This is a genomic window from Aeromicrobium tamlense (assembly GCF_013408555.1).
GTDB classification, from domain to species: domain Bacteria; phylum Actinomycetota; class Actinomycetes; order Propionibacteriales; family Nocardioidaceae; genus Aeromicrobium; species Aeromicrobium tamlense.
The window spans coordinates 1,203,866-1,218,691 of sequence record NZ_JACBZN010000001.1; the positions used below are offsets into that span (position 1 = coordinate 1,203,866).

Annotated in this window: 13 protein-coding genes; 5 read left to right on the forward strand and 8 right to left on the reverse strand. The window is 70.7% G+C overall.

Annotation, left to right across the window (positions count from 1 at the left end):
• Window positions 1–3 precede the first annotated feature (3 nt).
• Complete coding sequence (locus tag BJ975_RS06065) at window positions 4–189, reverse strand: DUF5703 family protein (RefSeq protein ID WP_179424285.1); 186 nt, start codon at window positions 187–189, stop codon at window positions 4–6.
• Window positions 186–1,145, reverse strand: coding sequence for an aldo/keto reductase (locus tag BJ975_RS06070; RefSeq protein ID WP_317628317.1), 960 nt, complete (start codon window positions 1,143–1,145; stop codon window positions 186–188). Before BJ975_RS06070 ends, BJ975_RS06065 begins: the two co-directional genes overlap by 4 nt.
• Window positions 1,146–1,188: 43 nt before the next feature.
• On the opposite strand from BJ975_RS06070, the gene BJ975_RS06075 reads away from it, so the two are divergent.
• A complete protein-coding gene (locus BJ975_RS06075) occupies window positions 1,189–2,022 on the forward strand; it encodes an undecaprenyl-diphosphate phosphatase (protein ID WP_179424287.1) in 834 nt (277 codons plus the stop codon).
• A gap of 242 nt (window positions 2,023–2,264) precedes the next feature.
• Here the strand turns inward: BJ975_RS06075 and BJ975_RS06080 are convergent, their stop codons facing one another.
• On the reverse strand, window positions 2,265–2,411 hold the full coding sequence (locus BJ975_RS06080; protein ID WP_179424288.1) for a hypothetical protein: 147 nt from the start codon (window positions 2,409–2,411) through the stop codon (window positions 2,265–2,267).
• A 64-nt stretch (window positions 2,412–2,475) separates the two neighbouring features.
• The gene (corA, locus tag BJ975_RS06085) at window positions 2,476–3,417 is read right to left on the reverse strand and encodes a magnesium/cobalt transporter CorA (RefSeq protein WP_317628286.1); all 942 of its coding nucleotides are present in this window, start codon (window positions 3,415–3,417) and stop codon (window positions 2,476–2,478) included.
• Between the two features lie 59 nt (window positions 3,418–3,476).
• Here corA and mshC point away from each other — a divergent pair, with 59 nt between their 5' ends.
• Complete coding sequence (gene mshC / locus BJ975_RS06090) at window positions 3,477–4,700, forward strand: cysteine--1-D-myo-inosityl 2-amino-2-deoxy-alpha-D-glucopyranoside ligase (protein WP_179424290.1); 1,224 nt, start codon at window positions 3,477–3,479, stop codon at window positions 4,698–4,700.
• 111 nt (window positions 4,701–4,811) lie between these two features.
• Here the strand turns inward: mshC and BJ975_RS06095 are convergent, their stop codons facing one another.
• The 3 genes from BJ975_RS06095 to BJ975_RS06105 all read right to left on the reverse strand — a co-directional run bounded on the left by BJ975_RS06095 (window position 4,812) and on the right by BJ975_RS06105 (window position 11,039).
• Window positions 4,812–5,660, reverse strand: coding sequence for a PAC2 family protein (locus BJ975_RS06095; RefSeq protein WP_269302320.1), 849 nt, complete (start codon window positions 5,658–5,660; stop codon window positions 4,812–4,814).
• 9 nt (window positions 5,661–5,669) lie between these two features.
• On the reverse strand, window positions 5,670–9,398 hold the full coding sequence (gene metH, locus BJ975_RS06100; RefSeq protein ID WP_179424291.1) for a methionine synthase: 3,729 nt from the start codon (window positions 9,396–9,398) through the stop codon (window positions 5,670–5,672).
• A 183-nt stretch (window positions 9,399–9,581) separates the two neighbouring features.
• Window positions 9,582–11,039: an MDR family MFS transporter gene (locus tag BJ975_RS06105; protein WP_317628287.1), complete on the reverse strand. Its 1,458-nt coding sequence runs from the start codon at window positions 11,037–11,039 to the stop codon at window positions 9,582–9,584.
• A gap of 163 nt (window positions 11,040–11,202) precedes the next feature.
• On the opposite strand from BJ975_RS06105, the gene BJ975_RS06110 reads away from it, so the two are divergent.
• A complete protein-coding gene (locus BJ975_RS06110) occupies window positions 11,203–12,180 on the forward strand; it encodes a carboxypeptidase-like regulatory domain-containing protein (RefSeq protein WP_179424293.1) in 978 nt (325 codons plus the stop codon).
• A gap of 50 nt (window positions 12,181–12,230) precedes the next feature.
• Window positions 12,231–13,052, forward strand: coding sequence for a class I SAM-dependent methyltransferase (locus BJ975_RS06115; protein WP_179424294.1), 822 nt, complete (start codon window positions 12,231–12,233; stop codon window positions 13,050–13,052).
• 6 nt (window positions 13,053–13,058) lie between these two features.
• On the opposite strand, the gene BJ975_RS06120 is transcribed toward BJ975_RS06115, so the two are convergent.
• Window positions 13,059–13,949, reverse strand: a complete 891-nt coding sequence (locus BJ975_RS06120; protein WP_179424295.1) for a sulfite exporter TauE/SafE family protein — start codon at window positions 13,947–13,949, stop codon at window positions 13,059–13,061.
• Window positions 13,950–14,122: 173 nt separating this feature from the next.
• Between BJ975_RS06120 and BJ975_RS06125 the strand changes: the two genes are divergently transcribed.
• The gene (locus tag BJ975_RS06125; protein ID WP_179424296.1) at window positions 14,123–14,779 is read left to right on the forward strand and encodes an HAD family hydrolase; all 657 of its coding nucleotides are present in this window, start codon (window positions 14,123–14,125) and stop codon (window positions 14,777–14,779) included.
• Window positions 14,780–14,826: the final 47 nt, after the last annotated feature.

Genomic DNA, 14,826 nt, shown 5'->3' on the forward strand with positions numbered 1-14,826 from the left:
CCGTCAGACGGTGGCGCGCATCCGGATGACCTTGCGCCGCAGCCGCACCGTGCGGTGACCGGTGGGATCCTTGCGCAGGCGGTCGAGCTCCCAGCCCTGGAACTCGGCCGCCTGTGTCAGCCACTGGCACACGGCGTTGCGCGACTTGGTGCGCGAGATGGCGACGTCCCAGAACTCGTACTCGATCATCGGACTCCTTCGGACACGTCGCTCAGCGCGGCGACGATCTCGTGGGGCAGGTCGAGCAGCTCGGAGCCGAGGGACTCCTGGAGCTGGGCGGTGGTGCGGGCGCCGACGATCGCGGCGCCGACGTGCGGCTGGTCGCGCAGCCAGGCCAGCGCGACGTGGGAGATCGGCACGCCGAGTCCCTCGGCGGCTGCCGCGAGGGCATCGACCACACGGGCCTTGGACGGGGTCAGGTGAGGGGCGACGAACGCCTCCCAGCGGGCATCGGCCGCCCGCGAGTCGGAAGGGACGCCGCCGCGGTACTTCCCGGTGAGGACGCCGCGGCCCAGCGGCGACCAGGCGAGGAGGCTCAGGCCCGCGTGCTGCGCGGCCGGGACGACCTCGATCTCGGGCTCGCGTCGCAGCAGCGAGTACTCGACCTGGGTGCTGACCAGCGGCACGCCACCGCCGAGCCGGCTGAACGCGTGCTGGGCGGCCACGGTCTGCCAACCGGTGAAGTTGCTGATGCCGGCGTAGCGGACCTTGCCCGAGCGGATCGCCTGGTCGAGCGCGGCCATCGTCTCGTCGACGGGGACGGAGTCGTCCCAGCGGTGGACCTGCCACAGGTCGAGGTGGTCGGTGCCGAGGTCGGCGAGCGTCTGGTCCAGCTGGCGCAGCAGCGAGCGCAGGGAGCCGTCGGTGACGACGCGGCCGTCACGACGCGCGACCCCCGCCTTGCCGGCCAGCACGAGCTCGTCGCGGGCGCCGTGCTTGTCGAGCAGCGCGCCGATGACGCGCTCGCACGATCCGTCGCCGTAGATGGGGGCGGTGTCGAGAAGGGTGCCGCCGGAGTCGAGGAACAGCCTCAGCTGCTCGTCGGCCGCGTACTCGTCGACGGCCGCACCCCAGGACATGGTCCCGAGAGCGAGTCGCGACACCTGGAGACCGGAACCGCCGAGTCGACGCACCTGCATGCGGATGAGGTTAGTCGGTGGCCTGAACTTTGCTGTGTAGGCTCGCACGGTGGATCTGCTGCGCTCCGTCATCCTGGGCATCGTCCAGGGCCTGACCGAATTCCTCCCGATCTCGAGCAGCGCGCACCTGGCGATCGTGCCGCAGCTGCTCGGCTGGGAGGACCCCGGCGCCGCGTACACCGCGGTGGTCCAGATCGGCACCGAGCTGGCGGTCGTCCTCTACTTCTGGCGTGACATCTGGACCATCGGGTCCGGCTGGGTGAAGGGCCTGTTCAGCGCCGACGCCCGTCGCCAGTCCGAGTGGCGGATGGGCTGGTTCATCATCATCGGCTCGACGCCGATCGTGATCCTGGGCCTGCTGCTGGAGGACCTGATCGACAGCGAGTTCCGGAACCTGTGGTTCATCGGCGCGATGCTCATCGGCATGGGCCTCGTGCTCGGCCTCGCGGAGAAGCTGGGGCGCAAGACCAAGCCGATCGCCGACCTCTCCACGCGCGACGCGATCCTGCTCGGCTTCGCGCAGTCGTGCGCGCTGGTGCCGGGCGTGTCCCGCTCGGGCGCGACGATCTCGATGGGCCTGTTCCTGGGCTACGAGCGCCAGGCCGCCACCCGCTACGCGTTCCTGCTGGCGATCCCCGCCGTCGTGGGCGCCGGCGTCTACAAGCTCAAGGACATCCCGGGCGGTGAGAACGCCTACGGCACCGTGCCCACGCTCGTCGGCACGGCCGTCTCGTTCGTGGTCGGCCTCGCCGTGATCCACTGGCTGCTCAAGTACGTCAGCAACCATTCGTACAAGCCGTTCGTGATCTACCGCGTCGCCCTCGGCTCCCTCGTGCTCATCCTGCTCGCCGCCGGCGTCCTCACCGGGGCGGTCGCTGCCTGACGCCGCTGTGGGGCGCGGCCGGGACGAACGATGAGGCATTCGGGTATCGGAGCGGGGCCGAAGGCATCATCGTTCGTCAGCTGAGCGGGCCGACGGGTGATCTTGTGCCACCTGCGCCTGTATGTGGGCCTGAGCGCCACAAGATAGGCAGTGGGCGCGGTCATGGGACGAACAATGATGCATGTGGATACCGGAGCGGGGCCAAAGGCCTCATCGTTCGTCCCGCACGCCCGTCCCTGACGTCAGGCCGAGGCGATCAGCCAGTAGCCGACCAGCACCGCGAGGTAGAGCAGGCCGAGTGCGGCGCTCACGCCGACGATCCAGGGCCACGGCGACGGGTTCCGCGGTGTCGGCTGTTCCGGACGACCCGTCGCCGGGTACGGGGGCACGCCGAACCTGTCTTTCGTCCGTCCGTCCTCGTGGGCAGTCACGACGGGATCTCCGCTCGAACCCTCACAGCCAGCCCGACTTCTTGAATCGGCGGTAGACGTAGAAGCAGGCGGCGCCCATGGCGGCGAGGCAGATCGGGTAGCCGTAGGTCCAGGTGAGCTCGGGCATGTGCTCGAAGTTCATCCCGTAGATCCCGGCGACGGCCGTGGGGATGGCGAACAGCGTGGCGCCGGCGGTGAGCTTCCGCATGTCCTCGTTCTGCTGCACGCTCAGCTGGGCGAGGTGGGCGTTGAGCGCGTTGGTCAGCAGCGAGTCGATCGAGTCGATGGCGTCGAGGGCGCGCTGGAGGTGGTCGGCGATGTCGCGGAAGTACGGGCGCAGGTCCTCGGGGTCGGCCACCTGGGCGAAGCGCAGGATCGGGTCGCGCAGGGGAGCGACGGCGTGCCGGAACTCCAGCGTCTCGCGCTTGAGCCGGTAGATGCGGGCCGAGTCGCGGGTGCGGTCGGCCGAGAACACCGAGGTCTCGACCTCCTCGACGTCGGTCACGAGCTCGCCGGCGACGTCCTCGTAGCGGTCGACGATCGCGTCCACGACGGCGTGGACGGCCGCGATCGGGCCCTGCCTGAGCCGCTCGGGCACCCGTTCGGCGCGGTGGCGGGCCATCGACAGCTCGGGCCCACCGTGGCGCACCGTCAGGACGTAGTGCCGTCCGAGACAGATGTTGACCTCGCTGGTGGTGATGTCGTCGTCGCTGTACGAGACGATCCGCAGCGACAGGAACAGGTGGTCGCTGAACCGGTCCACACGCGGCCGCTGGTGGGGAGCGAGCGTGTCCTCGATCGCCAGCGGGTGCAGTCCGAGGGCGCCGCCGAGGCGCTCCATCTCCTCGTGCGTGGGGTCGCTGACGCCGATCCAGAGGAAGTCCTGACCGCTCAGGTCGGCCAGCGTGTCGTCGAGCGTCTCGGGGTCGCGGTCGGTCTCCTCGCGCACTCCGTCGAGATACACCGCGCAATCCATGATCACCTGCTCATTGTGGACTTCAGGGTCCCGATAGGCTCGACGACATGCAGAGTTGGTCCCGCCCGCCGATCCCACGACTCTCGGACTCCGGGCTCGGTACGGGACCGCAGCTCCACGTCCATGACACGGCCCGCCGCACGGTGGTCCCGTCGGCGCCCGACGGCGCCGCGCGCCTCTACGTCTGCGGCATCACGCCCTACGACGCCACGCACCTCGGGCACGCGAACACGTACCTCGCGTTCGACCTGCTGCAGCGCCAGTGGCTCGACCAAGGCCTTGAGGTCCACTACACGCAGAACGTCACCGACGTCGACGACCCGCTGCTCGAGCGCGCGAACGCCACGGGCATCGACTGGGTCCAGCTCGCCGAGCGCGAGACGCAGCTGTTCCGCGAGGACATGACGGCCCTGCGCATCCTGCCGCCCGAGCACTACATCGGCGCGGTCGAGTCGATCCCGCTCGTGATCGACCTCGTGCGCCGCCTGGAGAAGACCGGCGGCGTCTACAAGGTCGATGACGACCTGTACTTCGAGGTCCGCTCGTCGGGGACGTTCGGCGAGGTCTCGGGCTTCGACACCGAGACGATGCTGAGGATCTTCCCCGAGCGCGGCGGCGACCCCGACCGCGCCGGCAAGCGCGACCCGCTCGACTGCCTCCTGTGGCAGGCCGAGCGACCGGGCGAGCCCGCCTGGGACACCGAGCTCGGCCGCGGCCGTCCCGGCTGGCACATCGAGTGCGCCGCGATCGCCCTGCACCACCTGGGCACGGCGTTCGACGTGCAGGGCGGTGGCTCCGACCTGGTCTTCCCGCACCACGAGATGTCGGCCGCCGAGGCCGAGGCCGCCACGGGCGAGCCGTTCGCGCGCGCCTACGTCCACGCCGGCATGGTCGGCTACGAGGGCGAGAAGATGAGCAAGTCCAAGGGCAACCTGGTGCTCGTCTCGAAGCTGCGCGCCGAGGGTCACGACCCGATGGCGATCCGGCTCGCGCTGCTGGCGCACCACTACCGCGAGGACTGGGAGTGGTTCGCCGAAGCGATCGACGCCGCCGAGCAGCGCCTCGCCACGTGGCGCGCCGCGGCCGACCGCTCGACCGGTCCCTCGGGCGAGGAGCTCGTCGAGCGGCTGCGCGCGGCGCTCGCGAACGACCTCGACGCGCCGGCCGCCCTCGCGGCGGTCGACGAGTGGGCCGCCACGCAGGGCACCGACGTGGACGGACCGCGCACCGTGCGCGCCGCGGTCGACGCGCTGCTCGGCGTCGCGCTCTGACCGCCGGGGAGCGGTGAGTGCTCAACCTCAAGCACCCCTCATGAGGTTGACCAGTCACCGCCCACCTGCGGGAAGGGTTGACTGCTCACCGCTCACGAAGGGGACCGGGCGTCAGGAGTCCTCGGTGGGGCGCCGGCGCAGGTAGCGCTCGAACTCCCGCGCGATCGCGTCGCCGGAGGCCTCGGGCGGCTCGCCGGCGTCGCGCTCGTTCTCCAGGGTGCGGACGTACTCGAGCAGGTCCTCGTCCTGCTCCATGAGGTCGTCGGCGCCGCGCTGCCAGGCGTCGGACATCTCGCGCAGCACGCCCTGGGGGAGTCCGACGCCGATCGCGTCCTCGAGGGCGCCCAGCAGGCCCAGCGTGGCCTTGTAGCAGGGCGGCTCGGCCACGTAGTGCGGCACGGCGGCCCAGATGCCGGCGGTGGCCAGTCCCGCGCGGGCGGCGACGTCGCTGAGCACGGTGGTGATGCCGATGGGGCCGCTGTAGCGCGACTGGTCGAGGGAGAGCCGCTCCATCAGCACGGGGTCGTTCGTGGATCCGGTGACGGGCACGGGGCGCGTGTGCGGCGTGTCGGCCAGCAGGGCGCCGAGGGTGATCAGCTCGTGCACGCCGGCGGCCTGCGCGAGATCCACCACCGTGGCGCAGAACGCCTGCCAGCGGTAGTTCGGCTCGACCGCGCGCAGGAGCAGGACGTCGCGATCCTGGCGCGGCGGATGGGCCAGGTACAGCGTGGGGGTGGGCCACACGATGTCGCGCGTGCCGTTCTCCGAGGGCGCGATGACCGGGCGGACCGCCTGGAAGTCGTAGAACTCCTGCGGGTCGAGCTCGGCGAAGATCTCGGCGTCCCACTCCTCGAGGAGATGGTCGACGGTGCTCGTGGCGGCGTCCGCCGCATCGTTCCAGCCCTCGAAGGCGGCCACCATCCAGGGGTTCCTCAGGCGGGCGATGTCGGCGTCGGTCACGCCTTCAGCCTACTCATCCTCGGTTCGATAGCCGAGGTTCGGCGACAGCCACCGCTCGGCCTCCGCGATGGTCCAGCCCTTGCGCTCCGCGTAGTCCTGCACCTGGTCGCGCCCGATCCGGCCGAGCACGAAGTACTGCGACTGCGGGTGCGAGAAGTACAGACCGCTCACCGAGGCGCCCGGCCACATCGCCATGCTCTCGGTCAGCTCGATGCCCGTGCGCGCCTCGACGTCGAGCAGCTCCCAGATGGTGCGCTTCTCGGTGTGCTCGGGGCACGCGGGGTAGCCCGGCGCCGGACGGATGCCGTCGTACTTCTCCTTGATGAGCTCGGTGTTCGAGAGCTTCTCGTCGGGGGAGTAGCCCCACAGCTCGGTGCGCACCCGCTCGTGCAGGCGCTCGGCGAACGCCTCGGCCAGCCGGTCGGCCAGCGCCTCGACCATGATCGCGGAGTAGTCGTCGAGCTCGGCCTTGAACGCCGTGACGCGCTCGGTGCTGCCGAGTCCGGCGGTGACCGCGAAGGCGCCCACGTAGTCGGGCAGGCCCGTCTCGGCCGGCGCGACGAAGTCGGCCAGGGAGCGGTGCGGGACGCCGGGGCGGTGCTCGGTCTGCTGGCGCAGGTGGTGCAGGCGCGTGAGCTCGGTCGTGCGCGACTCGTCGGCGTAGACGATCGTGCTGTCGCCCTCACGGGCCGCGGGGAACAGACCGGCGATGCCGCGTGCGGTCAGCCAGTCCTCGGCGATGATGCGGTCGAGCATCTCGTTGGCGTCGTCGTAGAGCTTGCGCGCGGCCTCGCCGTGCGTCGGGGAATTGAGGATGTCGGGGAACGAGCCCTTCATCTCCCAGGCGTTGAAGAACGGCTGCCAGTCGATGTACTCGCGCAGCTCGCCCAGCGGGTACGGGCCGAACTCGTGGATGCCGGGCTTCGCCGGGACCGGAGGCGTGTAGGCCGACCAGTCGAGCGGCGTCTGGCCCTCGCGCGCGGCCTCGAGCGGCAGGATCGTGCGCGCGTCGCCGCGGTTGGCGTGGCGCTCGCGCAGCGCGTCGTAGTCGGTCTTGATGTCGGCCATGAGCTTCGGGCGCTGCTCGTCCGAGAGCAGGGCGGCCACGACCGGCACCGAGCGCGAGGCGTCCTTGACCCACACGACGGGGCCGGGGTACTTGCGGTCGACCTTGACGGCGGTGTGGGCGCGCGACGTGGTGGCGCCGCCGATCAGCAGCGGGATGTCGAAGTCCTGGCGCGCCATCTCGGCGGCGAAGCTCTCCATCTCGTCGAGCGACGGCGTGATGAGGCCGGACAGGCCGATGACGTCGGCGTCGTGCTCGCGCGCGGCGTCCAGGATCTTCTGCGCCGGCACCATGACGCCGAGGTCGATGACGTCGTAGTTGTTGCACTGCAGCACGACCCCGACGATGTTCTTGCCGATGTCGTGCACGTCGCCCTTGACCGTGGCCATGACGACGGTGCCGTTGCTGTTGCCCACGTCGTCGGGCGACTTCTCGGCCTCGATGAACGGGATGAGGTACGCGACGGCCTTCTTCATGACCCGCGCTGACTTCACGACCTGGGGCAGGAACATCTTGCCGGCGCCGAACAGGTCGCCGACGACGTTCATGCCGTCCATCAGTGGGCCCTCGATGACCTCGATCGGGCGGCCGCCGCGATCGGAGATCAGCTGGCGCAGCTCCTCGGTGTCGGACTCGACGTGGGCGTCGATGCCCTTCACGAGGGCGTGGGTGATGCGCTCGCCGACGGGCAGGTCGCGCCACTCCTCGGTGGCGGCCTCGGCCTTCTCGCCGTCGCCGGCGTAGTCCGAGGCGATCTCGAGGAGGCGCTCCGTGGCGTCGTCGCGGCGGTTGAGGACGACGTCCTCGATGCGGTCGCGCAGCTCGGTGGGCACGGTGTCGTAGGGCACGAGCGCGCCGGCGTTCACGATGCCCATGTCCATGCCCGCGCCGATGGCGTGGAAGAGGAAGACGGCGTGGATGGCCTCGCGCACGGGGTTGTTGCCGCGGAACGAGAACGAGACGTTGGAGACGCCGCCCGAGACGAGCGCGCCGGGCAGGTTCTGCTTGATCCAGCGGGTGGCCTCGATGAAGTCCAGGCCGTACTCGGCGTGCTCCTCGATGCCCGTGGCGACGGCAAAGACGTTCGGGTCGAAGATGATGTCCTCGGCCGGGAAGCCGACCTCCTCGGTCAGGATCCGGTAGGCGCGCTCGCTGATCTGCTTGCGGCGCTCGAGGTTGTCGGCCTGGCCGTCCTCGTCGAAGCCCATGACCACGACGGCCGCGCCGTACTTGCGGCACAGGCGCGCCTGCTCGACGAACTTCTCCTCGCCTTCCTTCAGGGAGATCGAGTTGACGATGCACTTGCCCTGGATGGCCTTGAGGCCGGTCTCGATGACCTCGAACTTGGACGAGTCGACCATGACCGGCACGCGGCTGATGTCGGGCTCGGCCGCGATCAGCTTGCAGAAGCGGTCCATCGCGGCGACGCCGTCGATCATGCCCTCGTCCATGTTGATGTCGATGACCTGCGCGCCGTTCTCTACCTGCTGCAGCGCCACCGCGAGGGCCGCCGGGTAGTCCTCGGCCTTGATGAGGTTGCGGAAGCGGGCCGATCCCGTGATGTTCGTGCGCTCGCCCACGTTGACGAACAGGGAGTCCTCGGTCACGGTGACGGGCTCGAGACCCGAGAGGCGCAGTGCCGGGGCGATCTCGGGCAGCTCGCGCGGGGGCAGGCCCTCGACGACCGAGGCGATGCGGCCGATGTGGGCCGGCGTCGTGCCGCAGCAGCCGCCGACCACGTTGAAGAAGCCGCTCTCGGCGAACTCGCGCAGGATCCCCGCGGTCTGGTCGGGCGACTCGTCGTACTCGCCGAAGGCGTTCGGCAGGCCCGCGTTGGGGTAGCAGGAGATGTGACAGTCGGCGATGCGCGAGAGCTCGGCGATGTAGGGGCGCATCTCGTCGGCGCCCAGGGCGCAGTTCAGGCCCACGAGCAGCGGGCGCACGTGGCGGACCGAGTGCCAGAAGGCCTCGACCGTCTGACCCGAGAGCGTGCGGCCCGACGCGTCGGTGATCGTGCCGGAGATGACGACGGGCCAGCGGCGGCCGGTCTCCTCGAACAGCGTCTCGACGGCGAAGATCGCCGCCTTGGCGTTGAGGGTGTCGAAGATCGTCTCGATCATCAGCAGGTCGGCGCCGCCGTCGACCAGACCGCGCGCGGCGACGAGGTAGGCGTCGACGAGCTCGTCCCACGTGACGTTACGGGCGCCGGGGTCGTTGACGTCGGGGGAGATCGAGGCGGTGCGCGTGGTCGGGCCGAGCGCGCCGGCGACGTAGCGCGGGTGCTCGGGCGTGCCCACGGCGTCCGCGGCCTCGCGGGCGAGCCGCGCGGCGGCGTAGTTCAGCTCGTACGCGAGGTCGACCATGTCGTAGTCGCGCAGCGAGATCGCGTTCGCGTTGAACGTGTTCGTCTCGATGATGTCGGCGCCGGCCTCGAGGTACTCGCGGTGGATGCTCGCGATGATCTCGGGCTGGGTCAGCGTCAGGAGGTCGTTGTTGCCCTGGACGTCGCACGACCACTGCGCGAAGCGCTCGCCGCGGTAGCCGGCCTCGTCGGGCCGGTCGCGCTGGATGGCGGTGCCCATGGCGCCGTCGAGCACGAGGATCCGTCGCGCCATCGCCTCGGTGAGAGCGGCGGTGGCGTCGGGACGGAACTGCGGGACGAACTCGGTCATGGGTGAAGAATCCTCGGGGCATCGGCGAACGGATGCTGGGAACCTTCAGCCGGCGGCGGGCTCGCCTGGGCCTCGGGAAGGTTCCGAACGATGACGTTCACTCTACGGTAGTTCCCGGCCGGTAACCGGGAGCCGCCGCAGAGTGGAACGCCACGTTCGGAGGCGGGCGAACCCGCCCTCGTGTCAGTGCGCGGCGGGCTCGACGACCTCGGCCGTCTCGGTCTTCGTGCTCCGCACGAACAGCGCCACGACGACCGCGATCGCGGAGATCGCGCCGCCGTAGAACAGGGCGGCGTGGACGCCCGCGGCGGTGGCGTCGACGACCGATGCGCCGGCGTCCAGCTCGGCCACCGAGTGGCGCGTCATCACCGTCACGAACAGCGCGGTGCCGGCGGCGCCCGCGACCTGCTGCAGCGTCGAGACGGTGGCGCTGCCGTGGGAGTACAGGTGGTGCGGCAGTGAGCCGAGCGCCGAGGTGAGCAGCGGCGTGAACATCAGCGCGAGGCCGACGCTCATCGCGACGTGCACCGCGACGACGAGGCCCTGCGACGTGTCCGTGTCGAACATCGACATCGACCAGAGGGCGGCCGAGGTGATCGCGGCGCCCGGGGCGACCAGCGGGCGGGGGCCGTGCTGGTCGAACAGGCGGCCGACGAACGGCGCCAGCAGGCCCATGACCAGACCGCCGGGCAGCAGCACGAGCCCCGTGTCGAGCGTGCTGAGGCCGAGCACGGACTGGAGGTAGATCGGCAGCAGGATCAGCGTGCCGAACAGCGCCATCATGCTGACGGCGACGAGGACGACCGCGATCGAGAAGCTGCGATGTGCGAAGGTGCGCAGGTCCAGCAGGGCCCGCTCGCGCAGCGACAGCTGGCGCAGCACGAACACGACGAGCGCCAGGGCGCCCACCGCGATCGGGATCCACGGCGACACGGGCACCTCGCCCGCGGCGGCCTCGCCGATGCTGCTGAGGCCGTAGATGAGGCCGCCGAACGCGAGGGCCGAGAGGACCACCGAGGGCACGTCGATGGGCACGTCGACCGGCTCGGTCACGTTCCGCACCCACGCCGCGCCCAGGACGAGCGCGACGAGCGCGATGGGGAGCACGAGCCAGAACATCCAGCGCCAGTCGAGCTGGTCGAGGACGAGGCCCGAGATCGTCGGGCCGATCGCGGGCGCGACGGAGATGACGATCGAGACCGTGCCCATCATGCGACCGCGGCGGTCGGCCGGCACCAGGTTGAGGATCGTCGTGATCAGCAGCGGCATCATCAGCGCGGTGCCGACGGCCTGGACCGCGCGAGCGGCCACGAGCACGCCGAAGGTGGGCGCCAACGCCGCGAGCAGCGTGCCGGCGGTGAACGAGATCATCGCCGCCATGAAGACCCGGCGCAGCGGGAAGCGCGTCAGCAGGAAGCCGGTGATCGGGATGACCACGGCCATGGTCAGCAGGAACGCCGTGGTCAGCCACTGCGCCGTCGTCGCCTGGACGTCGAACTCGCGCATCAGCTCGGGCAGCGCGACGCTCATGATCGTCTCGTTGAGGATCACGACGAAGGCCGAGCCGACCAGCAGCGCGATGAGGCGGCCGGAGTGGTCGGTGCTCGAGGTGGGCGGTGCCGAGGTGGCAGTGGTGGTCACAGTGCTCCTGTGCGGTCGTGCGGTGGGGGACGGGTCGCCCGAGGCGACAGTGGTCCTGAACGCGCCGCCGCGCGTCCTTGTTCCCATCCGTCACAGCCGTGACATGACTCACGCGGCGACGTACCCTCGCTGGAGGAGTCCGACAGGTCCGGGGGGATCGAGCATGCGGGGATGGGCAGCGGCCGTGGTGGCCGTCATGACGATGGTGCTGGCGGCGACGGCGATGCAGCCGGCGGTGGCCGAGGCACCCGCGACGCAGGTGACCGGCCGGATCGTCGACGATCTCGACCGCCCGGTGAAGGGCATGAAGGTCCGGCTCACGCCAGCCGGCGGCGGTGCCGCGATCGACCTGGTGACGTCGGCGACCGGCGAGTTCAGCACGACCGCCGCGGCGCCCGGCCAGTACACCTTGGTCGCGGAGGAGTACTTCACCGACAGCTTCTACTGGGAGCCGAACCCCGTGAAGTACACCTGGGTCGACCCCGTCACGGTGACGGTGCAGGAGGGCACGGCCTCGCTCGGCACGTTCGAGGTGGCTCGAGGCAGCACGGTGCGCGCCACCGTCACGACGCCATCCGGCCACCGTCTGCCGCGCTACCTCGTGGAGGCGAAGGGAGCGACCAGCCCGGTGTTCGGCGAGCGCTACTCGTTCACGGACGCCCGCGGCATCCTGACGCTGCGCGGCCTGCCGACCGGTACGTGGCCGTTGACGGGCCGGCAGGACTTCTCGGACAACATCCCGAAGGTGACGTTCCCGTCGCTGGTCAGGATCTCGAAGCCCGGCGAGGTCGTCCGCAACGTCAAGCTGGTGACCAAGGTGCACTGGTCGACGTTCCTGCGCGACCGCGGGTACGTGAGGAACGGAGTGCCGCTCGCGGGGCCCGGTGAGGTGCGGTTCGGGGTCCGGATCGGCAACACCTACCGCACGCGCGCCGAGTTCGACCTGTGGCGCGACAAGCCGCTGCGCCTCTCGCTCTACCGCGACGGGAAGCGCATCAAGTTCCTCTACGTGAAGCTCGGGAAGTCGAAGATCTACACGATCAAGCAGCCGAAGGGGACGCACACGTACAAGTGGATCTGGGGCGGCGATCAGGACACGTTCCGCATCGCGTCGAAGCCGCTCACGCTCACGGTGCGCTGAGGCTCCTTCGGAGCATTGTCGGGGCCGCACCGGCGGCGTACCTTGCGAAGATGGGCGCAGGTTCCCCGACGAGCCCGGACGCGCAGTTCCACGCCGGCATCGCGGAGGTCTACCAGCGGCTCCTCGTGCCGATGATCTTCGAGGAGCCGGCGGAGCACCTCGCCCGCGTCGTGGCGGAGACCACCCCGTCCGACATCCTCGAGACCGCCGCCGGCACCGGAGTGCTCACGAGGGCGCTGGCGCACAGCTGTCCGGACGCCCGCCTCACCGCCACCGATCTGAGCGAGTCGATGCTCGACACGGCGAGAGGGCAGGACGCGGGCGACGTCCGGTGGCGGCAGGCCGATGCGCTCGACCTTCCGTACGGCGACGAGGAATTCGACGTCGTCGTGTGCCAGTTCGGCGTCATGTTCCTGCCCGATCGCGTGCGGGGGCTCCGCGAGGCCCGGCGGGTGCTGCGTCCCGGCGGCACCCTCGCCTACACGGTCTGGGACCGCATCGAGACCAGCGAGGTCCCGTGGGTCGTCCACTCCGCCCTCGTCACGGCGACCCCGCACGAGCCGCTGGACTTCATGAGCCGCCTGCCGCACGGCTACTTCCACGTCCCGCACCTGCGCGACGACCTGGAGGAGGCCGGGATGCCGGACGCCACGATCAGGTCCCTCGCCGGGACGAGCCGCACCACGGCGGCCGAGGCCGCGGAGGCCTTCTGCCACGGCACGCCGCTGCGGCTGGCGATCGAGCGGCACTCGACCATGGAGCTCGAGGAGGCGACACGGATCGCCGAGGACGCCCTGAGGCGTCACTTCGGACCCGATCCGATCGAGGCCCCCACCCGCTGGATCGAGGTCGTCGCCCGCCGACCCGCCTGACGAGGCTCAGGCGGTCGGAGCCAGCACGGCGGCGCGGCGGTCGTCCCGCTCGCGGCGCCACGCCCTGGCGGCGACGGTGCCGGTGGCGCCGACCGCGGCCAGGACCAGCAGGGCGTCGAGCCAGCTGGGGAGGCCGCCGAGGGCCGCGATGATCGTGACCCCGTTGACCAGGATGACCATGCCGCCGACCATCGTGCCCATCGGCGCGTGGGGGAGTCGGCCGGCGAGACGTGCCGCGATGGGAGCCATGACGGCACCGCCGAGCGCGAGACCGAGGACGGGCAGCCACGGGATCCCGTGCTGCGCGGCGCCGGTGAGGAAGCCGAACGAGACGGAGACGGCGACGAGGAACTCGGCGGCGTTGACGGTTCCCACCACCTGGCGCGGCTCGTGGCGGGTGACGGTCATCAGGCTGGGGGTGACGACCGGACCCCAGCCACCGCCCCCGGTCGCGTCGACGAAGCCGCCGAGCAGGCCGATGGGGGAGAGCCAGCGCGCAGTGTGGCCGTTCCTCGGCGTCGGGATCAGCCGGATCCCGAGGCCGAACCGGGCGAAGATCACGAAGCCGAAGAAGAGCAGCAGCCCCGACATCCAGCCCTTCGCCGAGGCGAGGCTGATGGTGGTGAGCACGACGGCGCCCAGGAACCCGCCCACCGCGCCCGGCAGCGCGACGCGCACCAGGACCGCGGTGTCGATGTTGCCTTCACGCCAGTGCGAGAGCCCGCTGATCAGCGTCGTCGGCAGCTTCGCGGCGTGGGTGGCGGCGCTCGCCGTGACGGGCGCGACGCCCATTAACAGCAGCACGGTGGCCGACGTGACGCCGAAGCCCATGCCCAGGGTGCCGTCGACGAGCTGAGCCAGTCCGCCCGCCAGCGCGAAGGCCACGACGATCCCCATGTCACCTCGCTCCGACGTCCGTAGTGGTCAAACACGAGTAGATTAGGTGACTTTGAGCTCAAGGCGAGGGGTGTCCGGAACGTGGGACGCCCGCTCGGGAGCGTGCCCTCCGGCACGCGCCGGGGCCCCGCGTGAGACGTTGGTCGTGAGTGCCCCCTCTCGAGAGAGTGACCATGAACGCGCCTTCGCACCTCCCGGCCGCCGTCCTGTGGGACATGGACGGCACGATCGTCGACACCGAGCCGCTGTGGATCGGCGGCGAGTACGAGCTCGCGGCGCAGCACGACGCGGTCTGGACCGAGGAGGACGCGCTGTCCCTCGTGGGCAGCGACCTGCGGGAGGCCGCCGTCTACATCAAGCGCCGCATCGGCTCGGACATGGAGCCCGAGGAGATCACGGCCTGGCTCGGCAACAAGGTCGCCGTGGGCCTGCGCGAGAAGCAGGACTGGCGCCCCGGGGCGGTCGAGCTGATCACGGCACTGCGCGAGGCCGGTGTGCCGCAGGCGCTCGTCACCATGTCGTACGACTACATCGCGGAGCCGGTGGTGGAGATCCTCGGGTTCGACGCCGTCGTCACGGGCGACGCGGTCACGCACGGCAAGCCCCACCCCGAGCCCTACCTGCGCGCGGCGGAGCTGCTGGGCGTGCAGGCCGCCGACTGCGTGGCGATCGAGGACTCCCGCACGGGAGCGGCGTCCGCGAACGCCGCCGGATGCCACGTGGTGGCGGTCCCGCACGCGGTCAACGTGCCCGAGGCGCCGCGACGCACGATCATCACGAGCCTCACCCACCTCACCGTCGAGGACCTCGGGCGCCTCGCCGCTCTCTGACGCCGGAACTCGCGCTGCGCCACCGCCCCCAGAAGGCGAGCCGCCCG